14 protein-coding genes are annotated in these 14,107 nt (G+C 54.7%); 13 read left to right on the forward strand and 1 reads right to left on the reverse strand.

Annotation, left to right across the window (positions count from 1 at the left end):
- Positions 1 to 139 precede the first annotated feature (139 nt).
- Complete coding sequence (clpX, locus tag KE531_13045) at positions 140 to 1,582, forward strand: ATP-dependent Clp protease ATP-binding subunit ClpX (GenBank protein ID MBR9954522.1); 1,443 nt, start codon at positions 140 to 142, stop codon at positions 1,580 to 1,582.
- On the opposite strand, the gene KE531_13050 is transcribed toward clpX, so the two are convergent.
- Positions 1,565 to 3,274, reverse strand: a complete 1,710-nt coding sequence (locus KE531_13050) for a S8 family peptidase (protein ID MBR9954523.1) — start codon at positions 3,272 to 3,274, stop codon at positions 1,565 to 1,567. The two genes, clpX and KE531_13050, sit on opposite strands and share 18 nt — an antisense overlap.
- A 143-nt stretch (positions 3,275 to 3,417) precedes the next feature.
- On the opposite strand from KE531_13050, the gene KE531_13055 reads away from it, so the two are divergent.
- The 12 genes from KE531_13055 to rfbC all read left to right on the forward strand — a co-directional run bounded on the left by KE531_13055 (position 3,418) and on the right by rfbC (position 14,100).
- Positions 3,418 to 3,888, forward strand: a complete 471-nt coding sequence (locus tag KE531_13055) for a signal peptidase II (GenBank protein MBR9954524.1) — start codon at positions 3,418 to 3,420, stop codon at positions 3,886 to 3,888.
- Positions 3,889 to 3,960: 72 nt separating this feature from the next.
- Positions 3,961 to 5,067: a UDP-galactopyranose mutase gene (glf, locus tag KE531_13060; protein MBR9954525.1), complete on the forward strand. Its 1,107-nt coding sequence runs from the start codon at positions 3,961 to 3,963 to the stop codon at positions 5,065 to 5,067.
- Positions 5,060 to 5,911, forward strand: coding sequence for a LicD family protein (locus KE531_13065; GenBank protein MBR9954526.1), 852 nt, complete (start codon positions 5,060 to 5,062; stop codon positions 5,909 to 5,911). Before glf ends, KE531_13065 begins: the two co-directional genes overlap by 8 nt.
- Before the next feature lie 21 nt (positions 5,912 to 5,932).
- The gene (locus KE531_13070; protein ID MBR9954527.1) at positions 5,933 to 6,982 is read left to right on the forward strand and encodes a histidinol-phosphate aminotransferase family protein; all 1,050 of its coding nucleotides are present in this window, start codon (positions 5,933 to 5,935) and stop codon (positions 6,980 to 6,982) included.
- Positions 6,979 to 7,737, forward strand: coding sequence for a phosphocholine cytidylyltransferase family protein (locus tag KE531_13075; GenBank protein ID MBR9954528.1), 759 nt, complete (start codon positions 6,979 to 6,981; stop codon positions 7,735 to 7,737). The genes KE531_13070 and KE531_13075 overlap by 4 nt, the downstream gene beginning before the upstream one ends.
- The gene (locus KE531_13080; GenBank protein ID MBR9954529.1) at positions 7,703 to 8,983 is read left to right on the forward strand and encodes a lipopolysaccharide biosynthesis protein; all 1,281 of its coding nucleotides are present in this window, start codon (positions 7,703 to 7,705) and stop codon (positions 8,981 to 8,983) included. The genes KE531_13075 and KE531_13080 overlap by 35 nt, the downstream gene beginning before the upstream one ends.
- Positions 8,980 to 9,822 carry a glycosyltransferase family 2 protein gene (locus tag KE531_13085; protein ID MBR9954530.1) on the forward strand — a complete coding sequence of 281 codons (843 nt, stop codon included), beginning with the start codon at positions 8,980 to 8,982 and terminating at the stop codon, positions 9,820 to 9,822. Before KE531_13080 ends, KE531_13085 begins: the two co-directional genes overlap by 4 nt.
- Positions 9,819 to 10,775 carry a glycosyltransferase family 2 protein gene (locus KE531_13090; GenBank protein ID MBR9954531.1) on the forward strand — a complete coding sequence of 319 codons (957 nt, stop codon included), beginning with the start codon at positions 9,819 to 9,821 and terminating at the stop codon, positions 10,773 to 10,775. The genes KE531_13085 and KE531_13090 overlap by 4 nt, the downstream gene beginning before the upstream one ends.
- Complete coding sequence (locus tag KE531_13095; protein MBR9954532.1) at positions 10,768 to 11,460, forward strand: glycosyltransferase family 2 protein; 693 nt, start codon at positions 10,768 to 10,770, stop codon at positions 11,458 to 11,460. Before KE531_13090 ends, KE531_13095 begins: the two co-directional genes overlap by 8 nt.
- 19 nt (positions 11,461 to 11,479) lie before the next feature.
- Positions 11,480 to 11,854 (forward strand): DUF2304 domain-containing protein, encoded by a 375-nt coding sequence (locus tag KE531_13100; GenBank protein MBR9954533.1) that lies wholly within the window; start codon positions 11,480 to 11,482, stop codon positions 11,852 to 11,854.
- Between the two features lie 122 nt (positions 11,855 to 11,976).
- Positions 11,977 to 13,443, forward strand: a complete 1,467-nt coding sequence (locus tag KE531_13105) for a DUF2142 domain-containing protein (protein MBR9954534.1) — start codon at positions 11,977 to 11,979, stop codon at positions 13,441 to 13,443.
- A gap of 81 nt (positions 13,444 to 13,524) precedes the next feature.
- The gene (gene rfbC / locus KE531_13110; protein MBR9954535.1) at positions 13,525 to 14,100 is read left to right on the forward strand and encodes a dTDP-4-dehydrorhamnose 3,5-epimerase; all 576 of its coding nucleotides are present in this window, start codon (positions 13,525 to 13,527) and stop codon (positions 14,098 to 14,100) included.
- Positions 14,101 to 14,107 lie beyond the last annotated feature (7 nt).

Genomic DNA, 14,107 nt, shown 5'->3' on the forward strand with positions numbered 1-14,107 from the left:
CGACAGTGAATATGAGAAGGTCTGCTATGTGTGCAGGCGGCCGGAAAGCAAGGCCGGAAAGATGATTACGATGCCTCCCGGCATCGACATCTGCCGCGACTGTATGCAGAAAGCCTTTGACACCGTGACGAAAAGCGGCATGGATTTTTCCAAATTCTCGGGAATCCCGGCCAGCCAGTTCTGGCAGACGCCGTCAGGCACTCCGGCCAAAGAGGAAAAGCCGGAACATACCGAGGAAAAAAAGCCGGTTCCCGCTGCAGAAAGCAGCGAAACAGGTGAGGTGCCGGAGGAAGAAACCGCCGCGGAGACAGAAAAAGAGGAAAGCGAAGAACAGAGCCCGTTTTCCGGAGCTATCCCCTGGGGGAACATGGGATGGGGGATCCCCTTCGGCCAGCTTGATCTGGGCGGCATCCCCGGCAGGAAACGCGTAAAAAAGAAAAGCGGCGGGAAAAAGAAGGAGCTCTTTAAGCTCAGTGAAATCCCGGCGCCCCATGTCATAAAGGAACAGCTCGACGAATACGTGATCGGCCAGGAAAAGGCGAAAAAGGTGATTTCCGTGGCCGTCTACAACCACTATAAGCGTGTCTTCGACCGGACATCGCCGGACGCCGAAAAATACGGAAAAGATGTGGAAATCGAAAAATCCAACATCCTGATGATCGGCCCGACGGGAAGCGGAAAGACATACCTTGTAAAGACTCTGGCGAAGCTTCTCCACGTGCCCCTCGCCATCGCCGACGCCACCTCCTTAACTGAGGCCGGCTACATCGGCGACGACATCGAGAGCGTGATTTCCAAGCTTCTTTCCGCGGCAGACAATGACGTGGAAAAGGCGGAGATGGGCATCGTCTTCATCGACGAGATCGACAAGATTGCCAAGAAAAAATCCACCAGCACCCGCGACGTCAGCGGCGAATCGGTGCAGCAGGAGCTTTTAAAGCTTTTGGAGGGCGCAAAGGTGGAGGTGCCGGTGGGCACGAACCAGAAGAACGCCATGACGCCCATGGAGACCGTGAACACGGACAACATCCTCTTTATCTGCGGCGGGGCGTTCCCGGATCTGGAAAATATCATCAAGGAGCGGCTGACGGAGCATTCTTCCATCGGCTTTGAGGCTGACTTAAAGGACAAATATGACAGCGACCCGGACATTCTCTCCAAAGTGACAAACAAGGATTTAAGAAATTTCGGCATGATTCCGGAATTTCTCGGGCGCCTTCCCGTGACGGTGACGCTCCAGGGCCTCACGAAGGAGTTCCTGGTGCGGATCTTAAAGGAGCCGAAGAATGCCATCTTAAAGCAGTACAAGAAGCTTCTGGAGATGGATGAGGTTCATCTGGAATTTGAGGACGACGCGCTGGAATGGATCGCAGAGCAGGCCCTTAAAAAGGAAACCGGCGCCAGGGCCCTGCGGGCAATCATCGAGGAATTCATGCTGGACATCATGTACCAGATCCCGAGGGACCCCGACATCGGTTCGGTGACGATTACCCGCGCCTATCTGGAAAACAGAGGCGGCCCGCGTATTGAAATGCGCGGCGCAGAGCTCCCCGCGCAGACGGCTTCAGGCTCTTACACTTAAAAATGCCTGGTACAAATCCAGCGTCCCGTATCCGAACTCCCTGTTCGGGTATGGGATCGCTGGATTTCTTTGTGCGCCGCGGGTTAAGTAGGTCTTTACGACAGACGTTGTCATGAACGGCTCATTCTGTTCCAGGATGCCCCAGGACATGAGAACGGCCGCGGCGCCTGCCACATGGGCGGCGGCCACGGAGGTACCGGTCATCCGCGTGGTCGGAAGGACGCCGGAGACGGCCGCCCCCTGGACGTCGACGCCGGGCGCCGCCAGATCCGGCTTTATGAGACCGCTTCTCGTGTAGCCGCGGCTGGCGTGGATATAGAGGCTGCGCCTGGAATGGTCGTAGGCCGTGACCGTAATGGGAAACTGGGCGTTTCCGGGATCCGTAAGCGTCGTGTTGGGATCCGGGCTCAGAAAATACGTGGAGTCGGAGACGAAGCCGCGGCAGGGGAGCCAAATGTGGAACACGCCCTGGAAATACAAGGTATTGTAAACCCGGATGTGCCAGATCCCGGGGAGCGGGTCCAAAAAGCGCATAAAAATAAGCTGGCTGCCGGTGACAATGTCTGCAATCCGGTAATAGACGGTAATTTCCGTCTGCTCTAAGAGAAAGGAAATCCGGTTTTCTCCCGAAGGGGAGACAGGGAGCCGTTCCACTACCTCGCCGGTGGGCGAGACAAAGCCGACGGAATACACCTCGGCGTCGTAGGCCCACAGCTCCATGCAGAAGCCGCGCTCGCCATCGCCGACGCGAAGCTCCACATCCTGAAATTCCTGACCGGGTGTGACGTTCCCAAGATAATGATGGCCAAAGCCGGTTTCGTTGCCGGCGGCCGTGACGACACAGATGCCGAGGGTGTTGCTGATGGATTCCAGGTAGAGACCGAGAGGTGCCTTCCCGTCGTGGCTCCCCTGGTTGGTGCCGATGCCAAGGCAGATGACGAGCGGCCGGCCCAGGCGCCGGGCCAGGTTTACGAGATAGGATACGCCCATCATGATATCGTTTTCCTGATAGGCATGGGCATCCTCCCGGATCAGGAAGAAATCCCGCAGGTACCGCTTGGCCGGCTTCAGCTTGACGGCGGCAAGGATGGCCTTCGGCGCAGCGCCGGTGAAATCGTCGTCCTCGGAGACGTTTCCGGCTGCGATGGAGGCAAGGAACGTGCCGTGGCCGATGGTGTCGGCTTCCGGGACGATGGAGGACGGGTTATCGGAACTGAGAGCTTCGTTGATCTGGGCCCTTGTGTAGAGTGTCCCGTAGAGCGGGGAGAAATAAGTCCCCTCAAAGCCGTCGCCAAATCCTGCCGTCTGATCCCAGATTTCCTCGATTCGGGTAGTGCCGTCCGGGTTTAAAAACAGGGGATTTTCATAGTCAATGCCTGTGTCGACGAAGCCGATGATGACGCCTTCTCCCTGGTTCCCAAGACTCGGGGAGCGGGCGGCTGTCAGGATGCCGGACGCCTCCATGCTTGTGGAATCCAGAAGGGAATAGAGCTTCGGGATTCCGGAATAGGTATAAGTGGACAGCGTCAGCGGGAGAAGAGGCTCCAGGGGAAGATAGACGACGGCAAACTGCTCGTTTACGAAGTCAATGCAGTCGGTGGGATAGCCGTTTAAAAAGTCCCTGGAGGGTATGTAATAGCGGGTGATGAAATCGGCATACGCTTCCGATGCCACGTTTTCCGTACATGCCATTTTGATACTCCAAGAGAAACTTGCTTATACTATATGAAGAAATCGGCGGTCGGGTGCATGGATCCGATGGAAAAACATGGACTTGACAGGGAAAATAGTGTAAGATATAGAAAAAGCTTCCATAACCGGAAAGGAGTCAAACAATGATTGGATTTTTGGGACTTGGCACGACGCTTGCATTTCTGGATCTGGCTGTGAAAAATCAGATTGAAGCGCAGGAGCCCGGAGAGTTTCCGCGGGAACTTGCCGGGACAAAAGGGAAAATAAAGCTTTACAGAAATCACAACGCCGGATTTTCCTTCGGCGTGTTAAAGGACAACCGGGAGCTTGTGGAGACGGTGCAGCTATCGGCGCTTTCGGCGGCGGCCGGAGCCTGGGCCTGGATGCAGGGAAAGCGCGGAAACCTCCTGGAAAAGCTGGCTTTTACGCTGTTTCTTGCCGGCGGCGCCAGCAATTTTTACGACAGGAAAAAACGCGGATATGTGGTGGACTATTTTAGCATCCAGTGGAAATCTCTCAAAAAAGTGGTGTTTAACCTTGGGGACATGTTCATTTTCCTCGGCTCGGCGCTCCTTGTGATTTCCCAGGCGGCAGAAATCTTTAAGAAAAACTAAGAAAAAGGACGCGTTTACTTTTTTCGGGGGATATAGTAAAATAAGCGGAAGAAACCGGAAGCGGAGGAACACATGAAAAAGTATGATTATGTGCTGGCAGGCAGCGGCCTGTTCGCAGGAGTATTTGCGTATTTTGCAAAAAAAGAGGGAAAGACCTGCCTGGTGGTGGAAAAGCGCGGCCACCTTGGCGGAAACATTTACTGTGAGGACATCGAGGGCATCCATGTCCATAAATACGGCGCCCATATTTTCCACACCAGCGACCGTGAGGTCTGGGATTTCGTCAACAGCCTGGTGGAATTTAACCGGTACACCAACAGCCCGGTGGCAAACTACAAGGGCGAGATGTACAACATGCCTTTCAACATGAACACGTTCAGCAAAATGTGGGGAATTTCCACGCCCGACGAGGCGAAAGCCATCATAAAGGAACAGAGAAAGGTCATCAAGGGCGAGCCGAAGAACTTAGAGGAGCAGGCCATCAGCCTGGTGGGAACCCATATTTACCAGAAGCTTGTGAAGGGCTACACGGAAAAACAGTGGGGCAGGGACTGCAAGGATCTCCCGGCCTTCATCATCAAGCGCCTGCCGGTGCGCTACACCTACGACAACAACTATTTCAACGACTTGTACCAGGGCATCCCCATCGGCGGCTACAATAAGATTATTGAAAAGCTGTTCGAGGGCTGCGACGTGATGCTAAATACGGATTATCTGGAAAAGAAGGAGTATTTCGACGGCCTGGCAGACAAAGTGGTTTACACCGGCACCATCGACAGCTATTTCGGCCACCGGTTCGGGAAGCTGGAGTACAGGAGCCTGCGGTTTGAGACCGAAGTCCTCGACACCGACAATTTCCAGGGCAACGCCGTCATCAACTACACGGACCGGGAGACGCCCTATACGAGAATCATCGAACATAAGCATTTTGAGTTCGGCATCCAGGAAAAGACCGTTATCACAAAGGAATACCCGGCCGAGTGGGCCGAGGGCATGGAGCCGTACTATCCGGTAAACGATGAGAAGAACCAGGAGCTTTACAGACAGTACGCCGCCCTGGCTGAGAATGAGGAGAACGTGATCTTCGGCGGCCGTCTGGCGGAATACAAATATTACGATATGGACAAGGTCATCGCGTCCGCGTTTGCATGTGTAAAGAAGGAGTTTGGCCATGCATGAATTTTATGAGCCGGAGGTCTTAAAAAAGCTTCAGGATACGGAGCTTTCCATGTTAAAGGATTTCATGGAGCTCTGTGATTCCCACGGGCTTTTGTACTTCGGCATCGGCGGCACTGGGATCGGTGCACTCCGCCATCAGGGCTTCATCCCCTGGGACGACGACATCGACATCGCCATGCCGCGCCGTGATTTTGAAAAGTTTCTCCGCCTGGCAAAGAAAAAGTGGCAGGGGAAATATTACATCTTAAACAATAAGACAAACGAAAACTACCCGATGATGACCACAAGGCTCTGCAAATGCGGCACGGTTTTCCAGGAAAACGTCATGCGGGACGTGGACTGCCCCTTCGGCATTTTCTTAGACCTTTATGTCATGGACAACATCGCCGACGGGAAACTGGCCTTACAGGTGCAGGCCTGGACGGCGTGGTTCTGGAGCAAGCTTCTCGTGCTCTCCTGTATGGAAAAGCCGTATCTGGCCCAAAAGGGCATGAAAGCCGAGGTTATCTGGGCCGTCTGCCGCGCTGTTCACGGCCTTATCCGGGCACTGCATCTACGTCCGGCGCTGTTTCGCGCCCACTGCGAGGCGGCCTGCCGGAAATACGAGGGGAAAAAGACGAAGCGCATGGCGTTTCTGCCGGATACGAACCCGTTCTGGAATGTTGTGAATAAAGAAAAAATGTTCCCCTTAAGGCGCCTGCCCTATGAGGACACGTACCTTTACTTCACCAACGACATCGAAACCATCATGGAGAGCCAGTACGGCGACTACATGACGATGCCGCCGGAGGATGCGAGAAAAACCCATTATCCCTACCGGCTGGAATTCGGGGACGAGGCGTAAAGAGAAAAGAGGAAAAACAGCATGTATGTGAAGGAATGTGTGAAGGACATCGAGCGCATCGGCGGGCGCCAGGGACGCCTTGATTTTCTGCGGCTCGATATGAATGAGAACCCGGAGGGGCTTCCGGCGGATTTTGTGGAAAAGGTCAAGGCGGAGATGACGCCGGAATTTTTCTCCACCTATCCGGAGCCGGAAAAATTCCTCGGGCTTCTTTCCGATTATCTCGGAGTCGGCCGGAAAAATCTCTGCGTCACAAACGGCTCCGACATGGCAATCCGGTATCTCTTTGAGGTGTTCGGGCGTCCCGGCTCGTCGGTGGTGACGGTTTCTCCCACCTTCGAGATGTACCGCATCAACTGCCTGATTTTTGGCCTGCACCACAAGCCGGTTTCCTACAATCCGGATTTCACCCTGGATTTTCAAAAGGTGCTTGCGGCCATCACCGACGACGTCAGCATCGTCGCCGTCTTAAATCCCAACAACCCCATCGGCACCGTGTACAGCGAGGAACAGTTCGACCAGATCGCAAGGCGGGCGGCCGAAGTGGGCGCGCTGGTGATTGTGGACGAGGCGTACCATTATTTTTATGACAAGACGTTTCTTCCGAAAATTTCGGAGTACGATAACGTGGTGTTGATCCGCACCTTTTCCAAGCTGTTTTCCCTGGCCTCCTGCCGCCTCGGATTTATCGCAGGAAACGAGACGCTGATCCGCTATATCTGGAACGTGCGTCCCACCTTTGACACCAATGCCGTGGCACTGAAATTCGGCGAGCATTTCCTTTCGGAGCCGGGGCTTTGCGAGCACCTGGTGGCTGTGGAGAGAGAAGGACGTGAGTATTTGAAGGCCTCCTTAAGGGAACACGGCTATGAATATTTTGCGGAAAACGGGAATTATGCGTTTATCCGTGTAAAAACCTCCGTAAGCCAGGTGAAGGAGCGGCTGGAGGAAAAGAAAATTCTCATTAAGACCTACGGCCAGGAGATGTTAAAGGACTATATCCGCATTTCCACAGGAAGCAGGCGTGTCATGGAACAGTTTACAGAGGCACTTTACGAGGTAGACCGATGAAAGCATTTATCCTGGCGGCTGGAAAAGGGAGCCGCATCAGCAAATATCTGCCGAATATCCCAAAATGCACGGTGGATGTGGGCGGAAAGCCGTTAATAAAAAAGACCGTGGAGATGCTCCTTCATAACGGCATCGAGACGACGGTGATCGTCGGCTACCGCCACAAGGAAATCGAGCGGGCGCTTGAGGGGCTTTCCGTCCACATCGTCCACAATCCCTTTTACGACGTGACGAACAGCATCGGCTCCCTCTGGATGGCGGAAAATGTCGGGCTTTTGACGGCTGAGGACGACGCCATCGTGGCAAACGGCGACGTTTACTGGAGCCAGGAAATCCTGGATTTCATGATGCGCCAGGAAGAAGACGTCTTTCTTCTTGCTGACTCCGACCGGGTCGCCGACGGGGACTATTTCTTCGGGACGGAAAACGGCATGCTAAGGCGCTACGGGAAAGAGCTGACCCTTTCGGAGCGGGACTGCGAATACACGGGGATTGCCGTCATGAAAAAATCGTTCCTTCCGGCGTTCCTTTCGCGGATGGACGAGCTGGTGGACGCCCAGTTCCACGGAAAATGGTGGGAGGACGCCATCTACTCATTAAGCGGTGAGCGGGATATCGCCGTCAAGGACATCCGGGGATACTTCTGGGCCGAGGTGGACTTCATCGAGGATTACCGGAGGATCCTGGACTACATTTCAGAAAAGACAGGGATTCGGACCAATGGGAGCATTATCACGCCTGATCATCGGGGATGACAGGAAAAATACGGAAAAACGGAATATTCTCTGGAACATGGCCGGGAGCTTTCTCTATGCGCTGGCGTCCATGGTGTTATCCATCGCTGTCATCCAGATTGCCGGTGAGGACGCAGGCGGGATTTTCACCTTCGCCTACACCACCTTTGGCCAGCACATGTTCATGGTGGCCTATTTCGGCATCCGGCCGTTCCAGATCACAGACACGGGAAACCAGTATTCCTTCGGCGATTACCTGGGACTGCGGCTTCTCACCTGCCTGTTTGCGCTTGCTATCGGCGCCGTCTATGCCGGCATCAATGGCTATACCATTGAAAAGGGTGCGACGGTCTTTTTGATGGTAGTTTATAAGGTCATCGACGCCCTGGCGGATACCTACGAGGCGGAGTTCCAGCGGTGCGGGCGGCTGTACCTGACGGGAAAGTCCAACGCTTTCCGGACGATTCTCTCGGTGACGGTGTTCCTCTCGGCGCTTGCGGCCACAAAGGATCTCGTCGTCTCCAGCGCGGCGGCTGTGGCAGCACAGATCGCAGGCTTTGTGATTTTTGATGCGGCCGTGATAAGAGCGCTTCCGGACATCGACTGGAGGCGGGGAAAAGGGAAGATGAAGCTTCTTTTTCTCAACAACACGCTCCTTTTCTTTTCGGTAATCCTGGATTTTTACATTTTTTCCGCGTCAAAATACGCCATCGAAGCCTGCATGGCGGACAGGGATATGGCGGTGTACGGGGCCATATTCATGCCCACCAGCGTCATCAATCTGGTGGCCGGCTTTGTGATCCGGCCGTACCTTACAAAGCTGGCTTTTGCATGGGAGATGAACCGCATGGGTCATTTTAAGGGAATTATCGCACGCCTGGCGGCAGTGATTGCCGGCCTTACGGTTCTGGCCGTGGGCGGCGCCTGGCTCCTCGGCATCCCGGTGCTTGGGCTTTTATATTCCAACATCCGGTATGCGCTTTCGGACTGCCGGCCGGCCCTTGTGTTAATTATTGTCGGCGGCGCCTTAAATGCGTTCATGAACCTGTTCTATTATTCGCTCATCATCATGAAAAAGCAGCGGTTCATTTTCGCCGGTTACGGCCTTACGGCGCTTTTGGCCCTGTTTCTCTCGGAGCCCTTTGTCCGTGCCATGGGGATTTTCGGCGGGGCAGCCGCTTACGTGGTTTTGATGGCTGTGCTGGCGGCTTTGTTTGGCATTTTGGCTATGTACTTTATCCACAGGAAAGGAAGGGACGGACAGTGAAGCATGTGCATGCGTTTGTGATCTGCGCCTATGGAGAGAGCCCGTATCTGGAGGAATGCATCCGCTCCTTAAAAGCGCAGAGTGTGAAGACCGATGTCCTTCTCGCCACCTCCACGCCCTGCCGGTACATCGAAAAGCTGGCGAAAAAGTATGGAATTCCGGTGTTTTCGCGTGACGGAAAGAGCGGGCTTAAGGAGGACTGGCTGTTTGCCCTTAAGACAGCGGGGAACGGCCACAGCCTCGTGACTTTGGCCCATCAGGACGACCGGTACCACAGGGACTATGTGAAGACGCTTTTAAACGCATATAAAAAATACCCGGACATGACGGTGTTTGCCAGCGATTACGTGGTTTTAAAGACGAAGGAGGCCAGGCTCTCCGACGGGACGCTCTACCCGGTGCAGACGCGTGTGAAGGCGGCGGATTTCGTGCGGTTCGTGAAGCTCATTCTGCGGCTCCCGCTGCGGGCGAAATTCCTGGCCCATTTACAGGCAGTGAAGAAAAGCGCGCTGGTTTTCGGAAATTCCGTCTGCTGCCCGTCCTGCACTTATAATTATGACCTGATCGGGGATGGGATGTTCGCTTCTGATCTGGAATTTGCCTTGGACTGGGATAATCTCTATGAGCTGGCGCTGCGGCCGGGGCGTTTTGTTATAGAAGAAAAGCCGTTAATCGCCTACCGTGTCCATGACGGGGCGGCCACGAAGCAGTGTATCGAGGACAACCGGCGGGCAAGGGAGGAAGCCGCCATGTTTGGGAAGCTCTGGCCGGCGTGGGCGGCAAAGATCCTGATGTTTTTTTATAAGGGCGCATACGGCGCTTACGGAGAAGAGCAATGAAGATTGACGTTGTGATCCCTGTTTATAAGCCGGACGGGCAGTTTTTAGAGCTCATCAGGCGCATAAAAGCCCAGACGGCGGCGCCGTCGAAAATCATTCTCATGAATACGGAAAAGGCGCTCTGGGACGGCTGGTTTTCCGGACTTTCTGAAAAGGAAAAGAAGCTGGTTACAGACGGCGTTCTGCTGTCCCATGTGACAAAGGACGAGTTCGACCATGGAGGTACCAGGGATGAAGGCCTGCGAAAGGGAGACGGGGACGCCGTGGTTTTCATGACCGACGACGCTCTTCCGGCCGACAGACACCTCCTTGAGCGGCTTACGGCGGCGCTCTTTTCCCGTGACGACATTGCGGCAGCCTACGCCAGGCAGCTTCCCTCTGAGGACTGCCGGGCCATCGAGCGGTACACCAGGAGCTTTAATTATCCGAAGGAGAGCCGCATAAAGACCATCGCTGACAAAGAGGAGCTGGGGATTAAAACGTATTTCTGCTCCAACGTCTGCGCGGCCTACCGGCGGGACAGGTATCTGAAGGCCGGCGGCTTTATTAAGAAGACGATTTTCAACGAGGACATGATTTTTGCGGCGAAGCTAATGGAACATGGCTACGCCGTCTGCTATGTGGCCGAAGCGAAGGTAATCCATTCCCACAATTATTCCTGCATGGAGCAGTTTCGCAGAAATTTTGACCTGGCCGTGTCCCAGGCCGACCACCCGGAGGTGTTCTCGGGGCTTAAGTCCGAGGGCGAGGGGATCCGGCTTGTGAAGCAGACGGCTGTGTGGCTTGTGAAAAACGGAAAGCTTTGCATGGTACCGTATTTGGCAGTAAACAGCGGTTTTAAATACATGGGATATCTGGCCGGGAAGCGGTACCGGAGTTTTCCGCGGCGGCTGATCCTGCTTTTTACGATGAACAAGAATTACTGGAAAGGATACAAAGGAAGCAATGTCTGACTTGCTGATTATCATTCCCGCATACAACGAGGCGGAGAACATTGAGCGGGTGGTAGACCGGCTGACGGCCGAATTTCCCCAGTACGATTATGTGGTGGTGAACGACGGCTCCAAAGACCGGACGGGGGAGATTTTGAGAAAGCGGCATTACAATTATCTGGAGCTTCCTGTGAACCTGGGCCTTGCCGGCGGGTTTCAGGCAGGGATGCGCTACGCGCACCGCAAGGGCTACGCGTATGCGGTTCAGCTGGACGGGGACGGCCAGCACCGGCCTGAGTATCTGGAGGCAATGTTAAACAAGATGGAAGAGGGCTATGACATCGTCATCGGCTCCCGGTTCGTCCACGCGAAAAAGCCAGGCTCCATGCGGATGCTCGGGAGCAATCTGATCGAGGCGGCCATACGGCTCACGACCGGAACAGATATCAAGGATCCCACCTCAGGGCTCCGGATGTTCAACAGGCGGATGATCGAGGAGTTTTCCAGGGGCCTAAACTACGGGCCGGAACCGGATACCATCTCTTACCTCTTAAAGCAGGGGGCAAAGGTGGCAGAGGTGCCCGTTATCATGGATGAGCGCACGAGCGGCGTAAGCTACCTGACGCCGGTCAATGCGTCACGATATATGATTCAGATGCTGGTTTCGATCCTGTTAATCCAGAATTTCAGGAAGCGGGAAATGTGATGGGAGGCAATGGAGAGTTATGACGTTAATGCTTCGTATTGTGCTGATTGCGGCGTCTGTCCTTACGGCCCTTACGGTGATGCGGCAGATCCGGCAGGCGAAGATGCGGATTGAGGATTCGATTTTCTGGATCGGGTTCCTTGGGCTTTTGACGCTTTTCAGCCTGTTCCCGCAGATTGTTTACTGGATGTCGGATCTTTCGGGAACCCAGACGCCGGTCAACTTTATCTTTCTGTTTGTAATCTTCGTCCTGATTGTCCGCATGTTCCGGATGACCGTGAAGATTTCCCAACTGGAAGCAAAAGTGCGGGAACTGGTACAGCTTTTGGCGATTGAGGATCATGCCAAGAGAGAGAAGGAAGAAAAGGCCGGCGGCCGGAGGGACGGGGAATGAAACATCTGCGGTGTTTTGCGGGGCCGTCTGCGGCGGCCCTTCTTGTGATTTTGGCTGGCCTCTGGCATTTTTTTGATACGGCGGCCGGGGCTTCCGGCTCCGGGGATCTCTGGCTTACAGGGATGTACTGGCTGCTTTTTGCGGCGGCGGCCGCAGCGCTTTTTCTGGCCGGATTTCTTCTTTTTAAGAAAGACGTCAGGTGGGAATGGCGGTACCCGGCGGCCGTTGTTTCCTTTGGGCTTTTGTATCTATTTGTGCTTCCGCCGCTTTCGGCGCCGGATGAGATTTCCCATTTTGTCAGTGCCTATGAGCTTTCCAGCTGTCTTCTGGGAACGGAGGCGGCCGATGAAAACGGGTATGTGCTGATCCGGCAGGCCGACGATTTCCTCCAGAACATCTACGGCGCAGAAGGCGATGAGGAGCGGATTTCTCTGGGGCGGGAGCTTGATGAGGAAACCTACCGGATTCTCAGGGAGAAAAATGACGGGCTTTTTGTGAGTGCGCCAGAGCAGGCGCTTACGCCGTCGGTGTACCGTTCGGTGAAGACGACGCCGCTTTCGTACCTTCCGCAGGCGCTGGGGATTGTGGTTGCCAGGCTGCTTCGTTTAAACGGCGTCTGGCTTTCCTATCTTGGACGTGTCTTTAACCTTTTATTTTTTGCGGCCATGGGAACGGCGGCCATCCGGTTTCTGCCCTTTGGAAAGCCGGTGTTTCTCGGCGTATCCCTGCTTCCGATGGCGCTCCATCTGGCGGCATCCTATTCCTATGACGCATTCGTCATGGGGCTCTGCTTTTTTTACGGCGCTTACTGTCTGAACCTGGCCTTTGTAAAGCCGGAGGTAAAGCGGCGGGACGCGGCCGTTTTGGCGGCCGTCATGGCGGCGGTGGGGCCATGCAAGATGATTTATGCCGTTGTCATGGGCTTTGCGCTTTTAATTCCCGTGAAAAAATTCGGGAGTGTGAAAAACTGGGCCGTCTCGGCGGCGGCCGTATTTCTCGTGTTTGCGGCGGCTATGGCGCTTGTAAACGGCGGCACCATCGCCGGATACGCGGCCGGAAGCGACACGTATGTGTCCTGGGCGGCGGAAGAGGGATATTCGATTCCCTATATTCTCCATAATCCGGCGGACTTCCTTGCGATTCTCTACCGGACGGCGGCCGTTCAGGCGGAGGAGTGGTACGTGACGATGATCGGGGGAAAGCTTGGGAACCTTGACCCGGTGCTTTCCGTCCCGTTTTATATCGTGGCTGGCATGACGGCCTGCCTGTTCGGTCTTTCCGTGAGAAAGGCCGGGGAGGCGTTGTATCTTAGAACAGCGCAGAAGGTGTGGATCTTATTTCTGGCGGCCGCCTGCCTTCTCGGGCTCATGGCGGCGATGCTCGTGGGCTGGACGCCGTTAAGCTCCCAGGTCATCGCCGGCGTCCAGGGGCGGTATCTGCTTCCGTTTCTTCCGTTTGTGCTTATGACGGTGAAAAGTGAGAGGCTGGTGCGGACGGCAGGGAGCGACGAGACGCTTCTTTTTTACATCTGCGCCATGGACGCATATGCCCTTCTCAGGCTATTTAGTATTGTCAGCATGCGGTTATAGTGGTATCATGGACTGGAAAACCGGCCATGCCGGAGCTTTAAAAGGATTTTTGATGAAAAACAGATAAAGAGAGGTAAAAAAATGGGAAAAATTACAGTAACGCCATGCGAGGCGGATGGAATGACGATTGAGGGGCTCTATGTGATTGAGCCGACGGTTTTTAAGGATGAGCGCGGTTATTTCATGGAGACGTACAACCAGAACGACTTTAAGGAGGCTGGCCTTAACATGGTTTTCGTCCAGGACAACCAGTCCATGTCCGTAAAAGGCGTGCTCCGCGGCCTTCACTACCAGAAGCAGTTCCCCCAGGGAAAGCTGGTGCGCGCCGTCCGCGGTACGGTGTTCGACGTGGCCGTCGACCTTCGGACAAATTCCAAAACCTACGGGAAGTGGTTCGGCGTGGAACTGTCTGCGGAGAATAAAAAGCAGTTCTACATTCCCGAGGGCTTTGCACACGGCTTCCTTGTCCTCTCCGACGAGGCGGAATTTGCCTATAAATGCACAGATTTTTACCACCCCGGCGACGAGGGCGGCCTTTTATGGAGCGATGAGACCATCGGCGTGAAATGGCCGATCCCGGAGGGCATGGAGCTTATCATCTCCGAGAAAGACAAAAAGTGGGGCGGCTTCGGCGACACATTCAAGTTTGAGAGGTAGTTTGACG

The organism is Eubacteriaceae bacterium Marseille-Q4139 (genome assembly GCA_018223415.1).
Classification (GTDB): domain Bacteria; phylum Bacillota; class Clostridia; order Lachnospirales; family Lachnospiraceae; genus CABSIM01.

Excerpts from the sequence above, each read along its gene's own strand:
- clpX (MBR9954522.1), top strand. The coding sequence starts at position 140 with ATGGATTTTTCCAAATTCTCGGGAATCCCGGCCAGCCAGTTCTGGCAG.
- rfbC (MBR9954535.1), top strand. The coding sequence starts at position 13,525 with ATGGGAAAAATTACAGTAACGCCATGCGAGGCGGATGGAATGACGATT.
- KE531_13100 (MBR9954533.1), top strand. The coding sequence starts at position 11,480 with ATGACGTTAATGCTTCGTATTGTGCTGATTGCGGCGTCTGTCCTTACG.
- KE531_13070 (MBR9954527.1), top strand. The coding sequence starts at position 5,933 with ATGTATGTGAAGGAATGTGTGAAGGACATCGAGCGCATCGGCGGGCGC.
- KE531_13055 (MBR9954524.1), top strand. The coding sequence starts at position 3,418 with ATGATTGGATTTTTGGGACTTGGCACGACGCTTGCATTTCTGGATCTG.
- KE531_13095 (MBR9954532.1), top strand. The coding sequence starts at position 10,768 with ATGTCTGACTTGCTGATTATCATTCCCGCATACAACGAGGCGGAGAAC.
- KE531_13050 (MBR9954523.1), bottom strand. The coding sequence starts at position 3,274 with ATGGCATGTACGGAAAACGTGGCATCGGAAGCGTATGCCGATTTCATC.
- KE531_13080 (MBR9954529.1), top strand. The coding sequence starts at position 7,703 with ATGGGAGCATTATCACGCCTGATCATCGGGGATGACAGGAAAAATACG.
- glf (MBR9954525.1), top strand. The coding sequence starts at position 3,961 with ATGAAAAAGTATGATTATGTGCTGGCAGGCAGCGGCCTGTTCGCAGGA.
- KE531_13075 (MBR9954528.1), top strand. The coding sequence starts at position 6,979 with ATGAAAGCATTTATCCTGGCGGCTGGAAAAGGGAGCCGCATCAGCAAA.
- KE531_13090 (MBR9954531.1), top strand. The coding sequence starts at position 9,819 with ATGAAGATTGACGTTGTGATCCCTGTTTATAAGCCGGACGGGCAGTTT.
- KE531_13065 (MBR9954526.1), top strand. The coding sequence starts at position 5,060 with ATGCATGAATTTTATGAGCCGGAGGTCTTAAAAAAGCTTCAGGATACG.
- KE531_13105 (MBR9954534.1), top strand. The coding sequence starts at position 11,977 with ATGTACTGGCTGCTTTTTGCGGCGGCGGCCGCAGCGCTTTTTCTGGCC.